Genomic DNA, 23,994 nt, shown 5'->3' on the forward strand with positions numbered 1-23,994 from the left:
ATTTCCTAACATTTAAACCCCTATGTCAAGTTACTGACAAAGAGGTTTAGGAGTTCGGATGCTCAAGAAAGTAAGCATTAACAAGTGGATTTTGTAGGAAACCTGCGAATATGCGATAATAGTTAAAGATATTTAGTGTTGAAATGAGGTATTAATATGATTCGAACGATAGGGATAACAACAGATCACGAGATAATTAGTGATTTTCCTCTCGAAGATATAAAGCATAAAACGTTTGAATGGTATTGGGTAGACATAGGCGAACCTACGGAAGAGGAAAAAAATCTTCTTAGCTCTTTCTTTCATTTCCATCCACTAGCAATTGAAGATTGTTTATTGAGACTTCAACGTCCAAAAGCAGATCATTACGACGGACATGTATTTTTTGTACTGCATACGTTCAATGAAGTAACGCTTGATTCGGAAGAACTCAATTTATTTGTTGGAAAAGACTTTGTCGTTACCTTTCATATTCCTATCATGCATGAACTCGATCAAGCTCGAGAGCGCATAAAACGAAACCCAAAAGGCTGGGAACGCGGAGCAATGCATGCAATGTATCATATTGTCGATAAAGTGGTGGATGCTTATTTTCCGATTGTTTATAAAATTGAAGACTATTTAAATGAAGTAGAAGATAGGCTATCGATAGATATGCGGCGTTTGTCCATGAATCAAGTGTTTGACCTTCGAAGTGATTTACTTAGACTCCGGCGAACCATTATTCCAATGCGTGATTTACTCTATCGAATAATGAACTCTCAGCGAATTAATTTACAGCCTTCTGAACGAGCTTATTTTGGAGATATTTATGATCATTTGTTAAAGCTAGCGGATATGGTTGAAACGAATCGTGAACTAACGGCTGATATTCGAGATAGTCATATGTCCATTAACTCTAGTCATATGAATAGAATTATGATGATTTTAACAATTGTTTCGACCGTTTTTATCCCTTTAACATTTATCGTGGGAGTGTACGGGATGAACTTTGTGAATATGCCTGAGCTAGAGTGGAAATTTGGATACTTTGGTGTGATGGCATTGATGGTCGTGATTGCTATCGCCATGCTTGCTTGGTTTAAATATAAAGGCTGGTTTAATTTGTTTAAGAATTAGTTTTAAAAGAGGTATGATTAAACACTTCGTCTACCATTTAACTAAAAAACCTTTGAGGAGGGCACTGACTACCCTTTTTGAGACAGGAATAAAAACCCCTATTATGCAGCCAATTGACGGTATTGAATCGGCGATTGGCTGTTTAATTTCGTTTGAATACGGATATTGTTATAATAAGTAATGTATTCTTCGACGATTTGTATCACACATGCATTCGTTGTGCGATAGATATCGTCTAGATAGAACGTTTCAGACTTTAGCGTGGAATGAAACGTTTCGATTGGGGAATTATCAGCTGGCGTGCCTTTGCGGGACATGCTCATGGTAATTCCTTTTTTTTGACTGCTTTTTGATAAGCATAGGACGTATAAACGGAACCTTGGTCACTATGCAGAATACATCCTTCTGGTAGATCAGGCAATTGATTGAGCGTGTCCAACACAAAATCGGTGTCTTGTTTGAAACCGATAGTTTGTGCCACAATCTCGCCATTGAAGACATCGAGAATACTAGAAAGATACATCATCGATTGGCCAAAAGGCAAGTACGTAATATCCGTAACTAACTTCTCCAAAGGACTAGCAGCTGAAAAATCCCGTTCCAATAAATTCGGTGCGACATATGCCGGCTGTCCCGTACGCTTCCTTTTTTTCACCTTTACTCTACATTGCCAACCATATTTTTGCATAGCACGCTGCACAGTTTTCACACAAACTCCTGTGTATAGAGCGGAAATCTTTCGATAACCATATCGGAACTTATGTTGTTTGCACATGTCGCCAATCTGTTGATCTCGAATCTCCTTTTGTGTGATTTGATCGGCATTCTTTCTCCAACGATAGTAAGATGAGCGACCTACACCAAGGTGACGACAAATCTCTCCGACTGGCATAACGTTCTTTAATTCTTCAACTAATTGGGTCACTACTTTTGGCACCACTTCCTTTCCAATTCCCCGTACTTTTTTAAAACTTCAATCTGCTGTTTCAAATATCGATTCTCTGCCTGCAGTTTGGCAGTCTCACTGCCATATTCCGGTCCTTTACCGAAGGTATATTGTTTACCGACTGGTTGATGGAGACGGTGGATTTCTCCATTTCGATACCAATGCATCCATCTCTTCAATTGCGTTTTGTTCCGAATACTCAATTTTTCCATTACTTCCTTTACTGGTACCTTAGCCAATCGCATTTCTATCGCCTTCATTTTCACTTCGATTGGATAACTGACTCTTGTCCCCATAGAAAAAACACCTCCGTATTGAATTTAGGTATTGTATACCCGTTTTTCAACGAAAGGTGCTTTTATTTGTCTCATTTATTTAGGTCAGTGCAGAGCTATTCAATAACTACTCAAAGGTTCTTTTATTTATTTTCAATTGCCCTGCCAAATAAGTTTTTGATAAAACGGATGAGTGCGTATAAACAAATAAGTACAAAAGCAAGTAGTAGAACATGCTCTAGGGTAGACGATAAACTAAACGGATCTAAAAAAATGCGAAATAACACAAACAAATAAATAATGCCGGCAATACCCGCTAGTAACACTACCCCAATAATGGAGAGCTGTGCGTTGGTAAGTCGTTTCATATGATGGCGATGTATTACTATTTCAAGAATAATTGCAAGAGCTATGACTGTAAACGTAATCGTCAATTCACCAAAATATGCAAAGTTTATTAAATATACCACTAATAGCGCAATCATAATGTACATATAAAATTCATCGATTCGCTTCAGCACAGCATCACATCCTATAGTATTAGTGTTTCATATCTAATCGTTGTTTACGATGAGCACGTCTAGCAGGACCTGTTTCAAATAATCGTTTTTCTTCATCGGTTTCTGGATGAATGCCTGGTATTGGAACTGGCTTACTATTCTTATCTATTGCAACCATTGTTACATAAGACTCTGTCGTAAGTTTTTCTTCTCCTGTTATTAGGTTCGTCGATGTTACACGAACATAGACCTCCATAGATGACCGACCAGTGGACGAAACGACCGCATCTAACTCAAGGACATCTCCAACTTTTGCAGAAGAAAGAAAATCAACTGAATCAATAGATGCTGTTACTACCTCACCTTGCGCATGTTTCATAGATGAAATGGCTGCTATTTCATCAATATAAGCAAGTACTTTTCCTCCAAAAATCGTTTGATGATGGTTTGTATCCGGTGGAAGAATTAGGTGGGTTTGAATTGTTCTGGATTGACTCATGGGGTTTGTTTTCATCATGTATTTCTCCTCTAATTTTGTTAAATTAATTACACATGCCTATTTTTAGGCATGTGTAACCGATGCTAGCCATTTTTCATGGTTTCTGCAATCATAGCACATCCCTTATAGTATACCATGAAGGTTAGTTAGAGTTGGAAGATGAAGTAGCAACACTAGTTGCCGCAATAGTCGAAATCATCATCGCTTGTTGTGCCTGGAGAAGCATTTCCAGAGATGTCGCCATTGAAATAGCAGCTGTTGTATAAGCATCTTTTGATGATCTCATTTCCCATCCAAGTGCAATAGGCAGTGCACTTTCTTTGTACCAAGAAAATAATTTCATACTTACTAGGGATTGATAAGTGGAAACGATGTCATTTAATTGTTCTTCATTCATTTTCAATACTGCCATAAATCCAATTATTGGATACTGGGCTGCAGAAGTTTTTATCTTTACACTTTTTAACCCATCTTGAATGATCAATGCCCGTGAAATCAAATCTTCCTCGTAATTTGCACTTGTATACGTTAACACTTGCGACATCCACTGTAATTCATTTCCCGAATAAAACTTATGATTTCGAAGTTCTTGATAGTAACGATTCATCGATTCAGCACGAACTGTAGTGTCTCCATCCAGTTTCCCTAAAAACATGGCATATGGATAATCATCCGTAGATGTTAAAAAACGATGATGTTTTTTCATGTCCTGCATTAGCTGTTTTGCTCGATTTACCTCGTTTGGCCAAGCCTCTTTATCATCTGTCATTAGTAATGCCGCTAAATAAGTATAGCTATTCACTTTAAAGGAAGACTTTTTTAAAGCCTCTACTTTCTCCAATAAAAGATCAACCGCTTGAATGGGTTCTTGACCACCAGCATCTATTGTAGCAACAAAAAGATAATGCAAATGAGAGCGTAATGGAGAAAATATGCTTGCTTTCTTTTTAATATAAGATTCTATTTCCTTAAATCTGATTTCATTAATCTCTTTACCCAAAATTACGTAATAACCTGCAAGTGATAAAGTGACTCGTTTATCGACACCCCAGCCTACTGTTTCTTTTAATGCTTTGAATGTCTCTTCTACTTTTTGATTGATTGTCATGTCCAATCACTCCTTTTCTTTTTTACGCTGTAACACTAAAATAGTTTCAGTTTTTGTTATAATTATTGTAATAAGAAAAGTAGGTGTCGATTATGCGCATTAACAAATTTTTAAGTGAATCTGGAATTATTTCCAGACGTGGTGCTGATAAATGGATTACAGAAGGTAGAGTGACCATTAACGGTAAAATGGCTGAGCTTGGAAGCCAAGTGGAGGCAGGAGATGACGTTAAGGTAGATGGAAAGTCAATTGCGGTTGAACAACCTTTAGTTTATCTTGTGCTAAATAAGCCAGTTGGTATTACAAGTACAACAGAACGACATGTGAAAGGAAATATTGTCGATTTTGTCAATCATCCGCTACGTATTTTTCATATCGGGCGATTGGATAAGGACTCGGACGGGCTAATTTTGTTAACGAACGACGGAGATATTGTAAATGAAATACTTCGTGCAGAAAATAAACACGAAAAAGAATATATCGTTACAGTCAACGAAAAAATAACAGATTCCTTTCTAGAGAAAATGTCCTCTGGTGTAAACATTTTAGGTACGAAAACACTTCCTTGCAAAGTAAAAAAGTTAAATCCAAATACCTTCAATATTACACTTACTCAAGGATTAAACAGGCAAATAAGAAGAATGTGTTCCGCACTTGGATTCACCGTAAAAAGACTTCAACGCACTCGTATCATGAATATTACACTAGAAGGTCTCACTATCGGACAATGGAAAGAATTAACCGAATTAGAGAAAGAAGAATTGTTCACTACGCTTAATTATTCTCCAAAAAGAAAATAGAACGTTTGGGCGAATAAAATGCTTATATCCACAAACATGGTATTATCACTTGACATAAAACCAAATGGTTTCGTATTATTGATTATACGAAACCATTTGGTTTTATTTTCAAATACGAAAGTAGGAATATCAATGGAAACGAAACTTCAAGATATAATTCAAACAATCGTTCTAAATGCGCCAATTCAAAAAGTGTGGGAAAACGTATCTACTTCGGAAGGGATTGCAAACTGGTTCATGCCAAATGACTTTCAATTAGAAAACGGACATGAATTCCATATTCAATCACCTTTTGGTCCATCACCTTGCAAGGTTACAGAAGTAAATCCTCCAAATAAGCTTTCTTTTATATGGGATACAGATGGTTGGGTTGTTTCATTTATTTTGAAAGAAATTGGAGACAAAACGGAGTTTACACTTATTCACGGTGGGTGGAAACAACCGAATGACTTTATTACAAAAGCAAATGAAAAAAGCTCTATTATTCGAGATAATATGGCTCATGGTTGGGAAGGGATTGTTCAGGATCGTCTAAGAAAGGTTGTTGAAAGTTAAGTGTCTTCTGCCGCACAGAAATATGATGTATTTCAAGCTATCGCCGATCCAACAAGAAGAGAGGTTCTAAAGCTTCTTTCGGAAAAAGAATTGCCTATTTCTGAGATTACTTCTCATTTTCCGATGAGTCGCACAGCAATAGCCAAGCATCTTCATGTTCTTTCAGAAGCAGAATTGGTGACAGGGCGTAAAGTTGGCAGGGAAAAAATATATCAGCTTCAGCCAGAGTCTTTTAAAGAGTTAAGTGAATGGTTATCTTATTACGAACAGTTTTGGAATAACAAATTATCTCTTCTAAAATATGTAGTAGAGAACAATAATGAATGAGAAAAGTGCAAGCGCCCTTTAAGTGCATCTAGTCTTTTCTATTTCCAGAGTGCTTTGGACTAAACATCAACTACACTTTTACCGTTGGAATTTTTGTGGATCGTGTAGTGACCGCGTTACTTCACGATCCATTTTTTTGGTAATCTTGTGGCGGATGTTTTTCCATCGCCATCTTGGAATATGTAAAGACATGATGCATTTGGTTTGGATAATGAGAGATAAGATGCTGTCCTACTCTTTTAAAAGCGGACGAAGATGCAATTTCGTCCACTCAGCGCTTCTTTATTTATGGATTCTATCAATTTTTTTAGGTTACACTTGCCCTATTGATAAACAATGGAAAGTACTAGTTCATTATTTCTACGAAGCATATTGTCTTTCTTAATTGCACTGTTGATTGGAGCGCGTCCAAAGTAATCCTAAGACAATGTGAATATATAAATGTACATTTTAAGCAATAGTCCCAACCATGTTGGAGTATTGAATAGTTACAAAATAGAAAAGACCGACATTTTGCAGTCGGTCTTTTCTATTTAGGAGTTACCAGCTACTCGCTTTTCAAGTGGTTGGAATAGTTTCTTTTTATCCATATTAGGTCTGATTGTTTCCAATTGTTCTAAGGCAATTTTAGCGCCAAAGTCCATCCCTTGGCATCCAGCAAGTAATAGCAGATCACCTTCTGATACCTCCTGAAGACTATGTCCTATTGCTTCTGGTAATTCTTCATATAGATGAACGTTTATTCCCGCTTTATCCATCACTTCTTTAAATACAGCAAGCTCTGCATCCGAAACTATATCCTTTTGCGTGACATGAGAGCGGCTAAGCGTTGCAATAACTTCATGGATTCCAAGTCTAGGTGCCCATCTTGCAATAGCTTCTGCATTTTCTTTATTTACTGTAACTCCTCTATCACCGCGAATTGCATACACAAGAGAGACACGATTGAAATCCATTTTTTCTAATGTTCCCAGCGTGATATCTATATTTCCGCTATTAGCGAAATGATCATCAATAATCTTAAAATCATCCTCGAAAATTATTTCAAAACGACGTTCAACCCCAACAAATTCAAACAAACTTTTTTGAATAGTTGCAATTGGCACCTCACATAATAACCCAATAACAATACTAACCATGGAATTATAAACAGAGTGAAATCCAGGTGTAGAAAGTTCAATTTGGAATTGTTGCTTTGGAATCACAAGGTCCGCTGTAACTAGATCCCGCGTAATATCTACCATGAATTTTGCTCGACCCGTAGATAAATCCAAGTTTCTACAAATGACATCCGCCGATTGTTCTTCTACTCCAATAGTAATTACACTTGCTTTTGTTTTATTTACAAGAGAAGCAGAATATTCGTCGTCCAGATTTAATATAGCCACTTTGTCTGCTCCCGCATTTCGAATCAAGCTAGATTTATGTTCAAAATAATTCTCAAATGACGAGTGCAAATCGATATGCTCACGACTTATATTATTCAGTGTAACGATATCAAAATCCACACACCCTACTCGATTTAACTCTAATGCGGATGAAGAGACTTCCATCGTTGCATGTGTGACATCTGCATCAACCATTTGTGCATAAAAACGTTGCAAGTCTAGAGATTCTGGCGTCGTCAATTCAGACGGCTCAGCATAATCACCTATTTTCACAACTACCGTACCCATTAATCCAGTTTTCAGCCCATGGTTTTCTAGAATAGCATTTGTCATAAAAGAGGTTGATGTCTTTCCATTTGTAGCAGTAATACCAATGGTTTTAAGTTGTTGAGTTGGATGACCATAATATGCATCCGCAAGTGTCGCTAAAGCATTTCGCCCGCTCTCTACTTTGTATTGAGGTACATCTAAACCTTCTATAAATTCCTCTACTACGAGTGCGGTTGCCCCTTTTTCTACTGCTTGTCCAGCAAACTGATGTCCATCAGCTTTAAATCCTCTTACACAAACAAACACTTGTCCTTTTTCAACTTTTCGTGAGTTATAGGCAAGCCCCGTTATATCTATTCGTTTTGGATGAATGACTTCTTTAACGTTTACATGTTCCATTAACTTTGTTAGTTCCATTAAAATGGCCACCTTTTCACATGATCAAATTAGCCTCGACGTATTTTTATCCCGTTCATGGATAAAGTATTTGCGCTATCCTGGTGAGACCTTAACGTTAAGCTACAGGGGTTTAAATTCCTGCTGCTTAAAGTTACATGTTATATTACAGTTTACCCCAATTAGCACAAGAAAAAAACTGAAAGGAGAATAATAAAAGGAGAAGGCTTCCCTCCTCCTATATTGCTTCGTTATAGTGTTCTTTGCAAAATGTAAGTACTTCTATTTCTTCTTCATCTTCTAGACCAAAATCTAATACTTTACCATTGCTTCGGTATAAAATATGGTGCTGTACAATTCGCTCGTTAGCATCTTCAACAGCTAAAATGACTCGTAAATCTAAAGATTCACCGTCACCGTATAATTCATCCTCTTCAGGCACTTCAATACCTAATAGAAATTCATAACGATCTCCTGCTATAATACCCGTTGGATCTTTTATTTTTCTCACTTCATAGGATGTTATTTTCAAATATTCCACCTCCATTTACTTATATTATCACTTTCTTGACAGAAAATAATCCAATTTCTAATTTGTTGTTATAATGAAAATAATACATTATCTAAAGGGGAGCAAAAAAATGAAACTGAGTGCCGAAAGATTGATATACATTGTGGTCCCGCTTTACCTGTTATTATTAGTATTTGGAAAAGGATTAAATACTATCCTCTACTCTGTAATATCCTTTATTCTCGGAATTACAATGCTATATCTTGCATTTAAACTTTTACGAAAACAAAAGAATGAACGGAAAACACCATGAGAATCATGCGCTGTAAGTAGGAGAATCACATTAATTTATCCTCTATTTCATTCGTCAATATATAAGTGTTGATCATAACCCATGACATCATATTTAAAAGTAAATTCCTCTTCTTTCTGAATCTATAATCGTTATCCATAGTAGTCTAACATTAATACAACATTCCTACGATATCCAGTTTAACATGAAAAAATGGCAAATTATTAAATAGATTACTCGTCTTCAATGCATTTCACCTGACATTTTTTTGCATTTACTTCTATCAATTTTGTCTCATTTTAACAATAATCATACTAGAATAATAACTTTTAATAAACTACAATAGGTTTATGAGAAGCAACTGTGGAGGGGTTAGAGGTTATGAGTCAGCTGACAAAAAATCTACATGACTTTATTATTGAAAACAAATCAAATATAACAGATGAATGGCTTTCTAAACAATTTTTGGAAGACCCTACTTATATCTCTTCGGCTTCGGAGGTATATTTAAGAAAAGAAAACAGTGCTTTAATAGAAGCGATTGCCTCTATATACGTTCAAGACCCCGAGGAATACCGAAATTACATTGATAATCGAGCTGCTAGTGTTGCTAAAAAGAGAGCAGCTGAAGCTTTCCCTCTCTATGAAAGTATTCGTTCGTTTCGTAGAGTACGCAAAGTATTGTGGAAATATGTACAAATTTTTATGGACCAAACAGACTCGGTCACTTCTCAAGATGTCAGCGCTTGGTCAGATAGCATGAATACAGCATTTGACTACATTATTGAAAGTTTCGCTAAGCATCATCACGATCATACACAACAAATACTGACGAGTCAGCAAGCACTGATCACAGAACTTAGTAGCCCTGTAATCCCTATAAAAGATGGGATAGGTGTATTACCACTTGTCGGCAATATTGACTTCCAACGTGCAAAATTAATATTGGAATCCACTTTAGAACAATGTTCGGAAAAAAAACTCACTAAAATATTCATAGATTTATCTGCTGTTCCTATCCTAGATACAATAGTGGCGCAACAACTGTACCAATTATTAGCTGCATTAAAGTTAATAGGAGTAGAACCTATTTTTTCAGGAATCCGCCCAGAATTAGCACAAATTTCCCTCTCTCTTGGTATAAGTTTTTCGGATACAAAAACATATTCTTCCCTATCCCGCGCGTTAGAAGTGCATACAAATTTATATGCTCAATAATAAAAGAGACAGAAGAACTCTCACACGAAAGTTTTCTGTCGCTTTTATTATATTATTTCAGCTTTTCCTTCATTCGAAACAACAATTCTCTTTCCATCTGTAAGTTCTATCTCCAATGGAGAGATCTTACTCATTCTTTTTGAAAAATACCATCTTCGTTTAGGAGGAACCAATAAAATAAACGTATCTTTACTTCCTAAGAAGTTCAGTTCATTCGGTTCGATATCCACATGACCTAAGATAGGAATGCCAATATTTTGGAGTTGTTCCCCTACTTCTTCTACAAAAGGAGTGGTAATGCTTACCTCACTTAAATTTAACAGTGACTCCACACTAAAATCACTCCATTTATCCACATTACGTCTAGCAATGAATTCAATCACATTTCCGACCGGGTCCTCAAAGTAAAAGGCATCTGCTTCGAAACGTGAATAATAAATTTCATCCACCGCGTCTTCTCTGTTTAATGTCGCTTTTTCTAATGCCCAGTGTTTAGCAAGCTTAAACTGATTTCCGGGAATATTAATCGCAAAATGATAAGATGCAGGTTTTTCTGATGCTCGAAAGGTAAGTGTCGATTTTCCAATGGATGCAGTGAAATGCTCATTACTAGCTTCTAAAATACTTAATCCTAGCACATTACCATAAAACCCCTTTAATTGCTTTAGCTTATTCGTATAAAATATTACTGAATTGAACATTTTCTCACCCCGTTATTTGACATCAATTAATTCAAATCGTTCACACACAAGTAGCATATCCTCTGAAAACTCTAAATCTACTTCTCTTAATGCTTCAGTAAAAAACTGTACATGCACTTTTTTCCAGTAATCGTATGACCGATCCCCTTCTCCTTCAGCGTATGCAAATGCTTCTGATATTTTGTTCATCGGTGTAATCGTCACTTCAGAGGTTCGAATAATACAAACAGGCTCGTCATTGCTATTTAACACAATACTGTAGTCATCCACTTTTGGAAGAGGTTCCTTTTCTAATTCGTAAAAGATACGCCCAGAGCAAGTAGCGGTTTTCACTTTATCCACGACTAGTTGGGCTAATACATCTGGACTTCCCCCAAATTGCCATGCACTAAATGAAGTCGGCATTTCTTTGTCCTTATAAAATACATCCCAATAATTTTGTGCTTGGACATTCATTTCTGACACCTCAATTCTTTGGTCATGTTTATTTACAGTATAGGGAAGACTTACAGTAATTACTATGGGCAAAAAGAGCAACAGTTTAAAATGAATGTTGGCTTCTTTTTATGGTAATATTTTTTATTAAGGAGTGATTTCATATGACAAACAAACTTTATTATGAAAATCCGTACATACAAAAGTTTTCCGCAAAAATTCTAAAACAAGAGCAGGATTATGTGGTTCTTTCAGAAACTGCTTTTTACCCTACTGGCGGCGGACAACCACATGATATTGGTACATTAAATGGCACTACAGTAAAGAATGTAGAAATAATAGCAGGTGAAATTAGACATTACCTAACGACAAGTCTTCCAGCTAATACGGAGTATGTAGAGGGGGCTATTGATTGGAAAAGACGGTTTGACCATATGCAGCAACATGCCGGTCAACATATTTTGTCAGCTGCTTTTGATAACCTATTTGGATTTAAAACGGTTAGCTTTCATTTAGGAAAAAACAGCTCCACAATTGATTTGGATTTAAATGAGATTTCTGCACATCAGTTAGCAGAAGTAGAAGCACTGGCAAATGAAATAATTCTAGAAAACCATCCGATCGAGACAAAGTGGATAACAGAAGAAGAACTTGCTCAATACAAGCTTCGCAAACCTACTAAAGTGAAGGAAGATATACGACTTGTCATAATACCTGACTTTGATTATAACGCCTGTGGTGGAACACATCCAAAAGCAACGGGCCAAGTTGGACTTATTAAAATTTTGCAGATGGAGAAACAAAAGCAAAATATTCGAGTGGAATTTGTTTGTGGAGCAAGAGTTATTACTCATCTGCAACGTAAACATACTATTATTACTAATTTAATAAGTAGTTTAAGTTCCCCTGAAGAAAAACTAGAGGATGCTGTGCACACTTTACTGATTAACGTCAAAATGCAAGAAAAACAAATATCGAACTTAAACGAGCTACTTTTACAATATGAAGCAAATGAACTTATTAGAAATACGAAAGGAACAATCCTGACGGCCAATTTTCAAAATCGTACTATTCAGGAACTGCAAAAACTCGCAAAGCTAATTACGACAGAATCGATCGTAACGGTTTGTATTTTAGTATCTCAAAATGACGATCGCATACAAATAGTTGCCGCTAGGGGAAGTTCTGTAAATCAAAATATGAAAGAACTGATAGAAAAAGTCCTTCCACTTATTAACGGAAAAGGTGGTGGGAACAACACGATTGCACAAGGTGGCGGAGAAAATAGGATATCAACTGAGCAATTATTACAAAAATCACTAGAATATATTACCGCATAACCACCGTTCCATAATAATCCTCCTCACATATACTAGGTTGAATATATAGTGAAAGGAGGATTGTTTATGAACAACCAATTTCCATATTTTCAAAATCAGCCAGGAGCAGGACAACAAGGTCCTCCATCTGGAAATCAATACTTTCCAGGAAATATGATGCCAACACAAGGGCAAGGCCAAGGACAATACCCCAACCAATATCCTGGGCAATATCCTAGCCAATATCCGGGGCAATATCCCGGACAATATCCTAGCCAATTCCCGGGGCAATATCCCGGACAAATGCCAGGGCAAATGCCAGGGCAAATGCCAGGACAAATTCCTGGGCAAATGCCGGGACAACAGCAGTGGCCGCATGGATATGATCATTCAGCTCCCCCTAGTTTTCCACCACTTGATCCGCCTGAAGCACAAGGAGGAGCACCAACTAGTCCTCCGCCTTCTTTCGTTCCACAGAAACAAAATGCTGGAGTGTATGCGGTAGATCCAGGTTCTATACGCGGCTGTTTACACCGCAATACTTATATATGGCTGACAAATGGCAGTGCTTTTTGGCTTTATCCAACCTTCGTTGGTAGAAACTCCATTTCTGGATTCAGATGGAATGGCCGTATGTGGACCTATTATGGAACAGATTTAAATAGAATCTCTTCTTTTCAGTGTTACTAATAACAATTGCGTACTAGTTTAATTAGTACGCATTTTTTTATGGGCGATTTCGATAAGCACGAAGAGAAGTCTTTAACGAAGCGTATGAACCAATCGCAGCCCCGCTATAAAAAAAACCCATAAAAATACCTCCTGCTAAATTATGGGGATGACTAATAAATATAGAAATTAGTAAACCAATTATTGTAGCAATCGTAGATACATATTGTGGTTGGATGGGCAATAGTTTCTTCATAATTTCTGTAATCAACATTACAACTGGCACTGCCCATAATGAATCCCATACATTCGTATGGATAACAGGAAACTCTGTCATTATTTCTGCTCCTTTAAAAACTTTATTTTTGTACATAGTTTGTGTAAGAATCTAAGATTCATACACAAAAGAAATATGCCCGACTTTACAAACTCCATATTGAGAAGTAAAATAGTTTAGCTAGGTAAATATTATAAAAATCAAAGGAGCTACCCATACTATGAATCCACTTTTCCACGAACTTTTTCAGAAGACACGTTTTTTAACAAATGAGATAAATCAATGTCTAAAAAAACACGATTTATACGCTTCGCAATGGACTGTAATGTACTGTATTCAAAAACATGAAAAAATGTCTTTAACTCAGATATGGAAATACTTAAATGTAGAAGCTCCTACGATTACTCGTACAGTTTATCGCTTAGTAGAGCTTGGATGGGTAGATATTTATCCTGGTAAAGATCGTCGAGAGAAAATCGTCCAATTATCCGAAAAAGCAATACAAGAATTCCCGCAAATAATAGCTTCTATTCAAGAATTTGAAGAAAGAATGGTCGCAAATCTTACAAAAGAAGAGGAGACTCTTTTGATCGGTTTTTTACAAAAAATTAAATAAATCAGGTGGCTTAGACATTATGAAGAAAAAAGATCCTATATGGACTAAAGCATTTATTAGCTTATTTACAACAAATTTTTCAATTTTTATCGTTTTTTACGGTTTAGTATCTGCACTTCCTCTGTACGCAAAAGATGTCTTATCACGTTCAGATGAAGGTGCGGGTTTATTAATGACCATTTTTTTAATTTCTGCAATTATTGTTCGACCATTCTCCGGAAAACTTTTAGATCTTGTAGGCAAGCGCAAAATGCTTTGGACTACTTTATTCCTGTATTTAATATGTACAGGGCTTTATTATGTGGTCGAACCTTTTCAAGCGTTATTAGTATTACGATTTGTACAAGGTATTTTCTTCAGTATTGCCACAACTGCAAGTGGATCCTTGGCTGCAGATAATATTCCAATGTCCAGACGTGGCGCTGGATTAGGTTATTTTACTATGTCTACAAACTTAGCGGTTGTTGTCGGTCCATTTGTCGCTTTAACTTTCATACAGTTTTTCTCTTATGACATATTATTTCTATCATTAACTGCTTTACTAATCCTCGGTGCGACGGCCGCTTTAATGATACCGGCTGATAAGAAACGAGCTAAATCTCTTCCAAAAACAAAACTATCTTGGAATGACCTTTTTGAGAAAAAGGCTTTGCCGATTGCCTTTAATGCAAGCTTAGTAGCTTTTGCATATGCTAGTGTCCTATCTTATTTATCTATTTATTCACAAGAAAAGGGTTTGTTGCACTTAACGAGCAGTTTCTTTGCCGTTTTTGCCGCTGTTATGCTTTTAACGAGACCATTTACAGGTCGTATTTTTGATGAAAAAGGTCCTCAATATATTATTATTCCAGGTCTATTTTCGTTTATAGTTGGACTTGTGTTACTTGCATTTATGAATTCCCCTTCCCTATTCTTACTTGCAGGTGCCTTTATCGGTCTTGGTTACGGTGCTGTTGTACCTAGCTTTCAAACGCTTGCAATTCAATCGACAAAAAACGAAAGAAGTGGTTATGCTACCGCTACATTTTTTACATTGTTTGATACAGGACTGGCCATAGGATCTTATGTTCTTGGATTAATCGCTAGTCGGCTTGGCTATCAAAACTTATATTTATTTTCTATCATCTTCCTTTTTATCGCAGTAGTCGTATTTATAGTAAGTCAGAAGAAGATGGACCGTTTAGCTTAATTGCTTAACGGTTTTTCTTTTCCAATTTAATTGTCCATGTATGTATATTCGCCCTGTATTTGGAAAGACTTGAATGGATATAAATTTTGGGAGGGAATTAAATGAAAAAGCAATACATTTTTATTTTGCTAGCTACAATGGTTGTACTCGGAGGGTGTAATTTCTCATCCGCAGATGCTGACTTAAATGAAACCGTGCAAGTTTCGTTAATAAACACAGAAGGAAAAGAAGTTGGACAAGCTACACTCACAGAGCATTCTAAAGGTGTACATATCCACTTAAAGGCAGAAGGATTAACACCAGGAGTAAAAGCTATACATTTTCACGAGACAGCTATATGTGAAAAACCAGAATTTACAACCGCAGGGGCTCATGTTAACCCTACTCATAAGGAGCATGGCTTTGAAAACCCAAAAGGCTATCACGCTGGTGACTTGCCTAACATAGAGATTGGCGAAGATGGTAAAGTAGAATTAGAAACAGTATCTCCTGCAGTAGTTTTAACTGCCGGGAAAAGTAATTCGCTTTTAGATGCAGATGGTAGCTCTATTATTATCCATGAAAATGCAGATGATTATAAAACAGATCCCTCTGGAAATTCTGGAAAACGAATTGTATGTGGGGAAATTAAAAAGTAAGTTGGGCGGTGAATGTGATGAGAAAAGTAGGTTGGTTTTTACTATTTATTTTAGTGATCTTCTTCTCTAGGCCACTTTGGGAAGAGTATGCGGAGGACTATGTAGATCTTTCCTTTTTAACACCCGTGGATGAATGGATTGATTCTTTAGAAGTAGGTCATTACTTGAATGAAGCCAAAACATATTGGATGGAAATAAAAAGTGAACCAGCAACTACAATTTCTTCTGATCAAGAACCTCCTACAGGAAACGGAATAGAATTAGATCAAATAACGCTTGGTATGAAAAAAAGCGAGATTGAGAAAATACATGGTAATGCAAAAAGAGTGAGCTTAAATGAATATAATCTAGTTTGGCATACGTATCATGAAAATTATCAAAGCTTCATGATGGTTTCTTATAATATAAACAATAAGGTAAATGGAATGTTTACCAATCAACCCTCTCAATCAGCTTTCTTAGGATTGCAAATGGATAGTACGAGGGATGAGGTTCACTCAGTTCTTGGTAACCCCCTAACTAAACTGAGAAAAGGTAATATTGTCTATATTCTTCCAGACATAGGAGAATATGATTTATATCTGATAGATGAAAATTATGTTACTTTTTTTTATGATTTACATGAAAATAATACGATTACGGCCATACAAATAATCGCAAAATCGGTGGAAAACAGTCAGCCATCTACTTTTGGAAAACCATCTGAAGAGTTGAAAAAAGGATTTGAATTCCAGCTTTTCGATTTAACAAATGCTGCACGAGCAATACGTGGTCTATCAATTCTTACTTATGATCAAGCCGTGAGTAATACAGCTCAAAAACATAGTGAAGATATGGCAACTCACAATTATTTTAGTCACGAAGATCTAGAAGGTAAGTCTCCATTTGATAGGATGGAAGAGGATGGTTTACTATTTATGTATGCTGGTGAGAACTTAGCTTACGGACAAGCAAGTAGCATCTTTGCCCATGAAGGTTTAATGAATTCCATCGGTCATCGTAAAAATATTTTAAGTAGTGATTTTCATAATTTAGGAGTAGGTACTGCTTTTAATGTAGAATCTACTCCCTATTACACAGAGAATTTTTATTCGAAATAAGAAAAACGCAAGCGCCCTTTAAGTGCACCTTGTCTTCTCTATTTCTAGAGTACTTTGGACGAAACATTTGCTACACTATTACCGTGGGAATTTTTGTGGATTGAGAAGTGACTGCGTCACTTCTCCATCCACTTTTTTTCGATAATCTTGTGGCGGATGTTTGTCCGTCGCCTTCTTGAAATTTGGAGAGACAAGGTGCGTAAGGTTTGGTTAATGAGAGATTAGATACTTTCCTATTCTTTTAAAAGCGGACGAAGATGCAATTTCGTCCGCTCAGCGCTTCTTAATCAATGAATACTACCTATTTTTTTCAGGCCCGCTGATTCATGTATACTGTGTACGATAAAAGTAAAAACATATAGGAAATCCTGCTTAAGGAAGACACCATTAAAATCACTTCAAGTCTTTGTGAATACTGGATTTCTAGTATATCAATTTCATATACTTTCTTATTAGGAACTACTCACTTAATGGATTGTAGTGAAAGGTGGCGACTCCAGACGGAGGCCAACAGGATGTTGGTCACGAAGGCGTTGCCACACGATGTGGCGCTCTTAGCCTTCGTTCCTCGGAGACAGGTGTGCCATCGCAAACGACGCGAATGCGGCGGTGATGGCTCATCGCTCACCCCGCGGAACGCGTCCACCTGAAACGGAAATCCGCGGTATTCTTTAATTCTTTAAAGTACTATGAACACTGGTTTCGCAGGTTGATAATCCATATACTTTCTTATCTTTTAAGAAAAACGCAAGCGTCCTTTAAGTGCACCTGGTCATCACCAATTCCCGAGTACTTTGGACGAAACATTGGCTACACTATTACCGTTGGAATTATGTAGCTGGAAGTGACTGCTTCACTTCCAGCTACACTTTTTTCGGTAATCTTTTGGCAGATGTTTGTCCTTCGCCCTCTTGGAATATATAGAGACATGGTGCATTAGGTTTGGTTAATGAGAGATAAAATGCTTTCCTACTCTTTTTAAAGCGGGCGAAGAATCAATATCGTCCGCTCTTCGTTTCTTTATTAATGGATACTACCTATTTTCTCAGGTTCCACAGGGTCACGTGAAATTATTTAAAATGTTTTAATGCTTCTCGCTTACTTAATGCAGCAAGTTGCGTATTTTCTACAAATTGATGAACGACTTCTGGATTTGTTTTTGCATATTCTCTTAGTACCCACCCTATCGCCTTTTGAATGAAAAACTCTTTTGAAGTTGAGTGACGTTTAACAGTCGTAAATAACAGTTCTTCATTCGTGTCATTCTTATATTTTAGTTGATGTAAAATAGAAGCCCGATTTGTCCACATATTCGAAGACTTTGCCCATTCGACCATAATAGCTTCCCCTTCTACTCTATTAGCTTTCACAATATCTCCAACAATCTTTGGTGCAATCGAGTCTATGCTATCCCACCACGAATGATTTTCAATTAACTTTAGGCAAAAAGGTAAATCTTCTATCGTTAGTTTCTTTTTATATTTACCTAATAATTCGATTGCCACGTAATGATATTCTCGCTCTTCTAATTGAAAAAGTGCCCATACCTCATCATGTAATGATTCGAATGAAGGAAGCTCATTTTCTTTTATAAGTGCACTAAAAACCATTCTTCGTTCCGGGGTTTTAATCCCCAAAAAAGGGAAGTTGTTTTTCATATATTTTGCCATCGGTATTGCATTTTCTTCGTTTCGATGCGGCTCCATATAACTTTTAACCAGCTCTGTTGACCACTTAGAATTCATCTACAATCCTCATTTCAAATGAAATCCTTTACTAGCTAAGAATTCTGCTATATGTGCACGTCTTGGCTTTTCAAGAAAATCAGCCATTGATTTAGTCCAATTTGCAACTTTTTGGTTGGATCCTCTGCTAACATAATAATCTTCCATTGTCTGGTCATATTCCTTTAATAGCTCTTCGTATTTCGAGCTATCATATGCATTTTCATGAAGTACTGCAGCTACAGGAAGTCTGGGTTTTACATCATTTTGTTGATCAGGTATCCCTAAAGTAAGTGCAAATAACGGAAAAACCCCTTCTGGTAAGTCAAATAAACGACTGATTTCCGCAGGTTCATTTCTTACACCACCTATGTAACAAATTCCAAACCCTTTAGACTCTGCAGCAATTACTAAATTTTGTGCAAATAAAGAGACATCCACTGTACCTACTAATACATTTTCAGTCGTATCCATCATAATATCCGTATCTTGCATTTTACCCGCTGCTTGAAGACGATGAAAATCAGCACATAATAAAAAAGCCGCTCCTGCAGTTTCAAATTGCTTTGGATTGCTAGATAGTCTACCTAACTCTTCTTTTTTCTTATCATCTGTCACCCAGATAACGCTATATGCTTGTACAAAATGGGAGCTTGCGGCATGTTGAGCAGTTTCTATAAGCTCCGAAACTTCCTCTCTAGACAATGTATAATCTTTATATTTTCGAACAGATGCATGATTTCGTAATAACTTTTCTACCATATCGTCTAACCTCTTTTCTTCTTTTTTCTTATGTATAGTATAGCCGAGTCTTCCCAAAGGAGAAAAATTAAAGCGAATTAGAATGTCTGTAACGACTTTCTAATTCGCTTTTATTTATGATTGTATTTGCTTATTTTCTTCTGCAGTGAAAGCTCGGGATCTTGTTAAAAAGCGTTTCCCTTCTACTCCTTCAAGAGAAAACATTCCCCCTCTACCATCCACTACATCGATTATTAGTTGTGTATGTTTCCAATAGTCGTATTGACTTTTATGCATATAAAACGCCGTATCTCCAATACTTCCTAAAAACACATCCTGATCCCCTAAAATTAAATCACCATCTGGATAACACATGGGAGAGGACCCATCACAACAGCCTCCCGATTGATGAAACATTAGCTGACCATGCTTACTTTTCAATAATTCAATGAGTTCTAGTGCAGTGTCTGTAGCGATTACTCGTTCAACCATCTACACTCACCCTTTCCATATCAAAAGAATCCAAGTTTGTTTTCATTATAACTAACAAGAAGATTCTTAGTTTGTTGGTAGTGGTTGAGCATCATTAAATGATTTTCTCGGCCAATACCTGACATTTTATAACCACCAAATGCAGAATGAGCTGGATATTGGTGATAGCAGTTTGTCCAAACACGCCCCGCTTGAATACCACGTCCAAAACGATACGCCGTGTTCATATTACGTGTCCAAATGCCAGATCCTAATCCGTATAATGTATCATTTGCAATTTCCAGTGCTTCTTCTTTTGTTTTAAAAGTTGTTACAGATACTACTGGACCGAATATTTCCTCTTGGAAAATGCGCATATTGTTCGTACCTTTAAACACTGTTGGTTTAATATAATATCCATCTGCGAATTCTCCATCAAGTATATTACGTTCTCCTCCGATTAAGCACTCTGCACCTTCTTGCTTTCCAATATCTAAGTAAGACATGATTTTTTCCATTTGTTCAGTCGATGCCTGGGCACCCATCATTGTATTTGGATCTAATGGGTTTCCAATTTTAATCGCTTCCACGCGTGCCAGTACTCGTTCGATGAATCGATCATAAATAGATTCTTGAATAAGTACACGAGATGGACACGTACAAACTTCTCCTTGGTTTAAAGCAAATAGAACGAATCCTTCTACTGCTTTATCCAAAAATGCATCATCTTCATCCATAATATCTTCGAAGAAAATATTTGGTGATTTTCCTCCAAGCTCTAAAGTTACTGGAATTAAGTTTTGAGACGCATATTGCATTATTAAGCGACCAGTTGTTGTTTCACCTGTAAATGCTATTTTACTAATCCGTGGGCTAGATGCCAGTGGCTTACCAGCTTCTAATCCAAATCCATTTACAATATTCAAAACACCTGGTGGTAATAAATCACCAATTAACTCCATAAGAACTAAAATAGATGCAGGCGTTTGTTCTGCAGGTTTTAAGACGACGCAATTTCCTGCCGCAAGTGCCGGTGCAAGTTTCCAAACAGCCATTAATATTGGGAAGTTCCATGGAATAATTTGTCCAACTACGCCAAGCGGCTCATTAAAATGATAGGCAACGGTATCATTATCAATTTGACTCAAATTTCCTTCTTGTGCACGAATAGCCCCTGCAAAATAACGAAAATGATCAATTGCTAATGGCAAGTCAGCGTTTAATGTTTCACGAACTGCTTTCCCGTTATCCCATGTTTCCGCAACTGCAAGCATCTCTAGGTTTTCCTCTATACGATTTGCAATTTTATTTAATATATTTGATCTTTCCGCCACGGAAGTTTTACCCCATGCATCTTTTGCTCCATGTGCTGCATCTAAAGCAAGCTCAATGTCTTCTGCAGTTGAACGTGCAACTTGGGTAAATACTTTCCCTGTGATTGGTGTTACGTTTTCAAAGTATTCTCCTTTTACCGGGGGTGTCCACTCGCCATTAATATAGTTTTCATACTTGTCCTTAAATGAAACCTTCGAGCCTTCTGTATTCGGAAATGCATAAACCATTCTGTAATTCCTCCCCTTCATATCTTTTTGGCACATTCCACATCTTATGCAAACACATAATTATGTATGCGCTTCCAAAACTATTTAAATAAAAATAGTCTCATATTCATTTTGACAGATTAGGTTCAATATTTCAATTATTTACACTATTCTTTTAATAAAAAATAACTCAAGCACATAATAGTATATACTCAAGTCATTTTTCAAAATTTATTTATTTGTCTCTCTTCTTACAACAGGAGCTACCTCTGTTGCAAGTAGTTCAATTCCTTTTGCAACCTCAGTAATTGATTGGCCTCCAATATCGATTTGTGCTATGAATCGTTGATGTCCAAATAATTCATACTGATAAAGAATCTTTTCAATAATTTGTTGTGGACTACCAACAAATAGAGCTGTTTCTGGACTTGCCATATGCTCAAAATCGGAACGAGTCATTCTTGTTTCCGTACCTCTTTGTTTATTTAAATAAGACCAATAATTGGAGTAATATGGATAAAACTCATCTTTTGCTTGTTGTGTTTCTTTCGCAATATAGGTGTGACCTGTTACCCCAACTTGTAAGCTATCACGAGAATGACCGGCATCTGCCCCTACTCGTAGATACAAGTCCACCAGTGGTTTAAAGTGCATCGGATTTCCACCAAGGATAGCAAGAACCAATCCAGTCCCAAGACTTCCTGCTCTAACGGCACTTTCCGTTGAACCCCCAACACCAACCCAAATGGGAAGTTTTTCTTGAACTGGTCTAGGAGAAATCATTGCGTTTACTAGGTTTGGTCGAAATTTACCTTCCCAAGTTACTATTTCTTCCCTATTTAATTGCTGAAGCAATTTAATATTCTCTTCAAATAAAGCATCGTAATCGTGCAAATCATATCCAAAAAGCGGAAAAGACTCCACAAATGCTCCTCTTCCTGCTATTATTTCGGCTCTACCATTTGAAATTTGATCTAACGTAGCGAAATCTTCAAATAAGCGAACGGGATCCACCGTACTTAAAACGGTTGTTGCACTTGTTAATTTTATACGCTTAGTTGCTTGTGCAACAGCAGAGAGGACAACAACCGGAGAGGATATAGCGTAATCTAATCGATGATGTTCTCCAACTCCGAAAATATCAAGTCCTGCTTCATCTGCCAACTTGCCTAGTTCTATTACCTCTCTTAAACGCTGTGATGCACTAATGATCTTTCCAGTAAGCGGATTTGGACCAAGGTCGCCAAATGTATAAATACCAATTTCCATTGCTTACTCCACCTCTGCTACTAATCTAAATCGTTCGATTAGATGCGAAGGATTTGCAATTTCATCTATTTTTGCTATAGCAATTACCTTATGAGCCTTGTCAGAAGTTTTTTTATAAATAATATTTCCCATTTTTCTAGTTACACCTATTACACTAATTCCCAACCTAATTACCTCCTATTTGTTTAACTAATTGTCCGTATTAATCTAAAGTTATTAAAGATAGTATATGAACAGCCACTCTAAAGCGACTACCGATTTACATCCTATTTCACCTTTCCATGTACCTTCTTATTTTAGACAACAAAAAAAGCGCTACAAATGCTGTAGCACTTTCCTTTACTCACTTTTTCATACGACTTTTCAAAAGTCCTATTATTCCAGGTAAAACGGAAACAAATATAATAAGCAATAAAACCGTTGAGAAGTTATCTTTAATTATAGGGATACCTCCAAAGAAATAACCAAGTACCGTACCTAAAGTTACCCACAACGCTGCACCTACCACATTATAAACGATAAAATAACGATAATGCATTTGGCTTGCTCCTGCAATAAATGGAGCAAACGTGCGAATAAATGGCATAAATCGAGCAATGACTATTGTTTTTCCGCCATGTTTGTTAAAAAACTGTTGTGCCTTAAACATCTTCTCTTGGTTAATCCACTTTCCAAGAAAACTATTAGGAGGAATGGAAGTCCCTACTTTTTTCCCAATCTGATAGTTCATCGTATCTCCAAGCACAGCTGCTACAAAAAAGACAATCCACAACAAAGCAATGTGAAATGCTCCAACCGCCGCAAATGCTCCGCTTGCAAATAATAGAGAATCTCCAGGTAAGAAAGGAAAAATAACAACACCTGTCTCAATAAAGACAATCAAAAATAATATTGCATATGACCATCCGCCGAAATTATGAATAATATCCACTAAATGCTTATCTATATGCAAAATAAAACTAATCAACCCTTGAATAATTTCCATTTATTTTCTCACTTTCGTAAAATAATTTTTATTCATTATACCATAATATATTTACTTCAATATTATTTTACTTAACGAAGGCTTTATCCTTTAATTATTCTGAAATTTTCTTTAA

The 23,994-nt window shown here is 36.6% G+C and carries 26 protein-coding genes and 1 pseudogene; 11 read left to right on the plus strand and 16 right to left on the minus strand.

Translation table 11 applies throughout. The features are described 5' to 3' along the window. The first annotated feature begins 156 nt into the window (after positions 1-156). Positions 157-1,119 (plus strand): magnesium/cobalt transporter CorA, encoded by a 963-nt coding sequence (gene corA, locus ACEPXD_RS19170; RefSeq protein WP_391118522.1) that lies wholly within the window; start codon positions 157-159, stop codon positions 1,117-1,119. A gap of 101 nt (positions 1,120-1,220) precedes the next feature. Here the strand turns inward: corA and ACEPXD_RS19175 are convergent. From ACEPXD_RS19175 to ACEPXD_RS19190, 4 genes and pseudogenes are all read right to left on the minus strand, one after another. After that, positions 1,221-2,361: pseudogene (locus tag ACEPXD_RS19175) on the minus strand (IS3 family transposase). Between the two features lie 122 nt (positions 2,362-2,483). Then, entirely contained in the window at positions 2,484-2,861 is a 378-nt protein-coding gene (locus ACEPXD_RS19180) for a hypothetical protein (protein ID WP_391118524.1), read from the minus strand. A 19-nt stretch (positions 2,862-2,880) separates the two neighbouring features. After that, a complete protein-coding gene (locus tag ACEPXD_RS19185; protein WP_391118526.1) occupies positions 2,881-3,357 on the minus strand; it encodes an acyl-CoA thioesterase in 477 nt (158 codons plus the stop codon). A 124-nt stretch (positions 3,358-3,481) separates the two neighbouring features. Next, the gene (locus tag ACEPXD_RS19190; RefSeq protein ID WP_391118528.1) at positions 3,482-4,447 is read right to left on the minus strand and encodes a DUF4003 family protein; all 966 of its coding nucleotides are present in this window, start codon (positions 4,445-4,447) and stop codon (positions 3,482-3,484) included. Positions 4,448-4,539: 92 nt separating this feature from the next. Here ACEPXD_RS19190 and rluF point away from each other — a divergent pair, with 92 nt between their 5' ends. The 3 genes from rluF to ACEPXD_RS19205 all read left to right on the plus strand — a co-directional run bounded on the left by rluF (position 4,540) and on the right by ACEPXD_RS19205 (position 6,129). Continuing rightward, positions 4,540-5,247: a 23S rRNA pseudouridine(2604) synthase RluF gene (rluF, locus tag ACEPXD_RS19195; RefSeq protein ID WP_391118529.1), complete on the plus strand. Its 708-nt coding sequence runs from the start codon at positions 4,540-4,542 to the stop codon at positions 5,245-5,247. Positions 5,248-5,379: 132 nt separating this feature from the next. Continuing rightward, positions 5,380-5,802: an SRPBCC family protein gene (locus ACEPXD_RS19200; RefSeq protein ID WP_391118531.1), complete on the plus strand. Its 423-nt coding sequence runs from the start codon at positions 5,380-5,382 to the stop codon at positions 5,800-5,802. Beyond that, positions 5,803-6,129 (plus strand): ArsR/SmtB family transcription factor, encoded by a 327-nt coding sequence (locus ACEPXD_RS19205; protein ID WP_391118533.1) that lies wholly within the window; start codon positions 5,803-5,805, stop codon positions 6,127-6,129. It begins immediately after the preceding gene. 533 nt (positions 6,130-6,662) lie between these two features. Here ACEPXD_RS19205 and ACEPXD_RS19210 read toward each other — a convergent pair. After that, complete coding sequence (locus ACEPXD_RS19210; protein ID WP_391118535.1) at positions 6,663-8,204, minus strand: Mur ligase family protein; 1,542 nt, start codon at positions 8,202-8,204, stop codon at positions 6,663-6,665. Positions 8,205-8,421: 217 nt separating this feature from the next. After that, positions 8,422-8,715 (minus strand): DUF6509 family protein, encoded by a 294-nt coding sequence (locus tag ACEPXD_RS19215; RefSeq protein ID WP_391118537.1) that lies wholly within the window; start codon positions 8,713-8,715, stop codon positions 8,422-8,424. A gap of 652 nt (positions 8,716-9,367) precedes the next feature. Here ACEPXD_RS19215 and ACEPXD_RS19220 point away from each other — a divergent pair. Then, positions 9,368-10,204: an STAS domain-containing protein gene (locus ACEPXD_RS19220; protein ID WP_391118539.1), complete on the plus strand. Its 837-nt coding sequence runs from the start codon at positions 9,368-9,370 to the stop codon at positions 10,202-10,204. A 47-nt stretch (positions 10,205-10,251) separates the two neighbouring features. Here ACEPXD_RS19220 and ACEPXD_RS19225 read toward each other — a convergent pair whose 3' ends face one another. Both ACEPXD_RS19225 and ACEPXD_RS19230 read right to left on the minus strand, forming a co-directional pair. Further along, entirely contained in the window at positions 10,252-10,905 is a 654-nt protein-coding gene (locus ACEPXD_RS19225) for a glyoxalase (protein ID WP_391118541.1), read from the minus strand. A 12-nt stretch (positions 10,906-10,917) separates the two neighbouring features. Next, positions 10,918-11,361 (minus strand): ASCH domain-containing protein, encoded by a 444-nt coding sequence (locus ACEPXD_RS19230; RefSeq protein WP_391118543.1) that lies wholly within the window; start codon positions 11,359-11,361, stop codon positions 10,918-10,920. 143 nt (positions 11,362-11,504) lie between these two features. Between ACEPXD_RS19230 and ACEPXD_RS19235 the strand changes: the two genes are divergently transcribed. Together ACEPXD_RS19235 and ACEPXD_RS19240 are read left to right on the plus strand one after the other, a co-directional pair. Continuing rightward, positions 11,505-12,680 carry an alanyl-tRNA editing protein gene (locus ACEPXD_RS19235; RefSeq protein WP_391118545.1) on the plus strand — a complete coding sequence of 392 codons (1,176 nt, stop codon included), beginning with the start codon at positions 11,505-11,507 and terminating at the stop codon, positions 12,678-12,680. A gap of 66 nt (positions 12,681-12,746) precedes the next feature. Beyond that, positions 12,747-13,349 carry a transporter gene (locus ACEPXD_RS19240; RefSeq protein ID WP_391118547.1) on the plus strand — a complete coding sequence of 201 codons (603 nt, stop codon included), beginning with the start codon at positions 12,747-12,749 and terminating at the stop codon, positions 13,347-13,349. A gap of 37 nt (positions 13,350-13,386) precedes the next feature. Here the strand turns inward: ACEPXD_RS19240 and ACEPXD_RS19245 are convergent, their stop codons facing one another. Beyond that, positions 13,387-13,665 (minus strand): hypothetical protein, encoded by a 279-nt coding sequence (locus ACEPXD_RS19245; RefSeq protein WP_391118549.1) that lies wholly within the window; start codon positions 13,663-13,665, stop codon positions 13,387-13,389. Positions 13,666-13,825: 160 nt separating this feature from the next. Between ACEPXD_RS19245 and ACEPXD_RS19250 the strand changes: the two genes are divergently transcribed. The 4 genes from ACEPXD_RS19250 (at position 13,826) to ACEPXD_RS19265 (ending at position 17,148) form a co-directional block, all read left to right on the plus strand. Beyond that, entirely contained in the window at positions 13,826-14,221 is a 396-nt protein-coding gene (locus ACEPXD_RS19250) for a MarR family winged helix-turn-helix transcriptional regulator (RefSeq protein ID WP_391118550.1), read from the plus strand. 19 nt (positions 14,222-14,240) lie between these two features. Beyond that, complete coding sequence (locus ACEPXD_RS19255) at positions 14,241-15,410, plus strand: MFS transporter (protein ID WP_391118552.1); 1,170 nt, start codon at positions 14,241-14,243, stop codon at positions 15,408-15,410. A 101-nt stretch (positions 15,411-15,511) separates the two neighbouring features. Next, a complete protein-coding gene (locus ACEPXD_RS19260; protein WP_391118554.1) occupies positions 15,512-16,048 on the plus strand; it encodes a superoxide dismutase family protein in 537 nt (178 codons plus the stop codon). Positions 16,049-16,065: 17 nt separating this feature from the next. Beyond that, positions 16,066-17,148, plus strand: coding sequence for a CAP-associated domain-containing protein (locus ACEPXD_RS19265; protein ID WP_391118556.1), 1,083 nt, complete (start codon positions 16,066-16,068; stop codon positions 17,146-17,148). A gap of 1,070 nt (positions 17,149-18,218) precedes the next feature. Here the strand turns inward: ACEPXD_RS19265 and ACEPXD_RS19270 are convergent. The 7 genes from ACEPXD_RS19270 to ACEPXD_RS19300 form a co-directional block, all read right to left on the minus strand. After that, positions 18,219-18,893 (minus strand): DNA alkylation repair protein, encoded by a 675-nt coding sequence (locus ACEPXD_RS19270; protein WP_391118558.1) that lies wholly within the window; start codon positions 18,891-18,893, stop codon positions 18,219-18,221. 9 nt (positions 18,894-18,902) lie between these two features. Further along, positions 18,903-19,634 carry an oxygen-insensitive NADPH nitroreductase gene (nfsA, locus tag ACEPXD_RS19275; protein WP_391118560.1) on the minus strand — a complete coding sequence of 244 codons (732 nt, stop codon included), beginning with the start codon at positions 19,632-19,634 and terminating at the stop codon, positions 18,903-18,905. A gap of 114 nt (positions 19,635-19,748) precedes the next feature. Next, the gene (locus tag ACEPXD_RS19280; protein WP_391118562.1) at positions 19,749-20,105 is read right to left on the minus strand and encodes a DUF779 domain-containing protein; all 357 of its coding nucleotides are present in this window, start codon (positions 20,103-20,105) and stop codon (positions 19,749-19,751) included. Between the two features lie 20 nt (positions 20,106-20,125). Then, positions 20,126-21,646, minus strand: a complete 1,521-nt coding sequence (adh, locus tag ACEPXD_RS19285) for an aldehyde dehydrogenase (RefSeq protein ID WP_151701797.1) — start codon at positions 21,644-21,646, stop codon at positions 20,126-20,128. 210 nt (positions 21,647-21,856) lie between these two features. Further along, complete coding sequence (locus ACEPXD_RS19290) at positions 21,857-22,894, minus strand: LLM class flavin-dependent oxidoreductase (RefSeq protein ID WP_391118564.1); 1,038 nt, start codon at positions 22,892-22,894, stop codon at positions 21,857-21,859. Positions 22,895-22,897: 3 nt separating this feature from the next. Beyond that, complete coding sequence (locus ACEPXD_RS19295) at positions 22,898-23,059, minus strand: hypothetical protein (RefSeq protein ID WP_391118566.1); 162 nt, start codon at positions 23,057-23,059, stop codon at positions 22,898-22,900. A 178-nt stretch (positions 23,060-23,237) separates the two neighbouring features. Continuing rightward, the gene (locus ACEPXD_RS19300) at positions 23,238-23,879 is read right to left on the minus strand and encodes a VTT domain-containing protein (protein WP_391118568.1); all 642 of its coding nucleotides are present in this window, start codon (positions 23,877-23,879) and stop codon (positions 23,238-23,240) included. Positions 23,880-23,994: the final 115 nt, after the last annotated feature.

This window comes from Psychrobacillus sp. L3 (assembly GCF_042945595.1).
Taxonomy (GTDB): Bacteria; Bacillota; Bacilli; order Bacillales_A; family Planococcaceae; genus Psychrobacillus.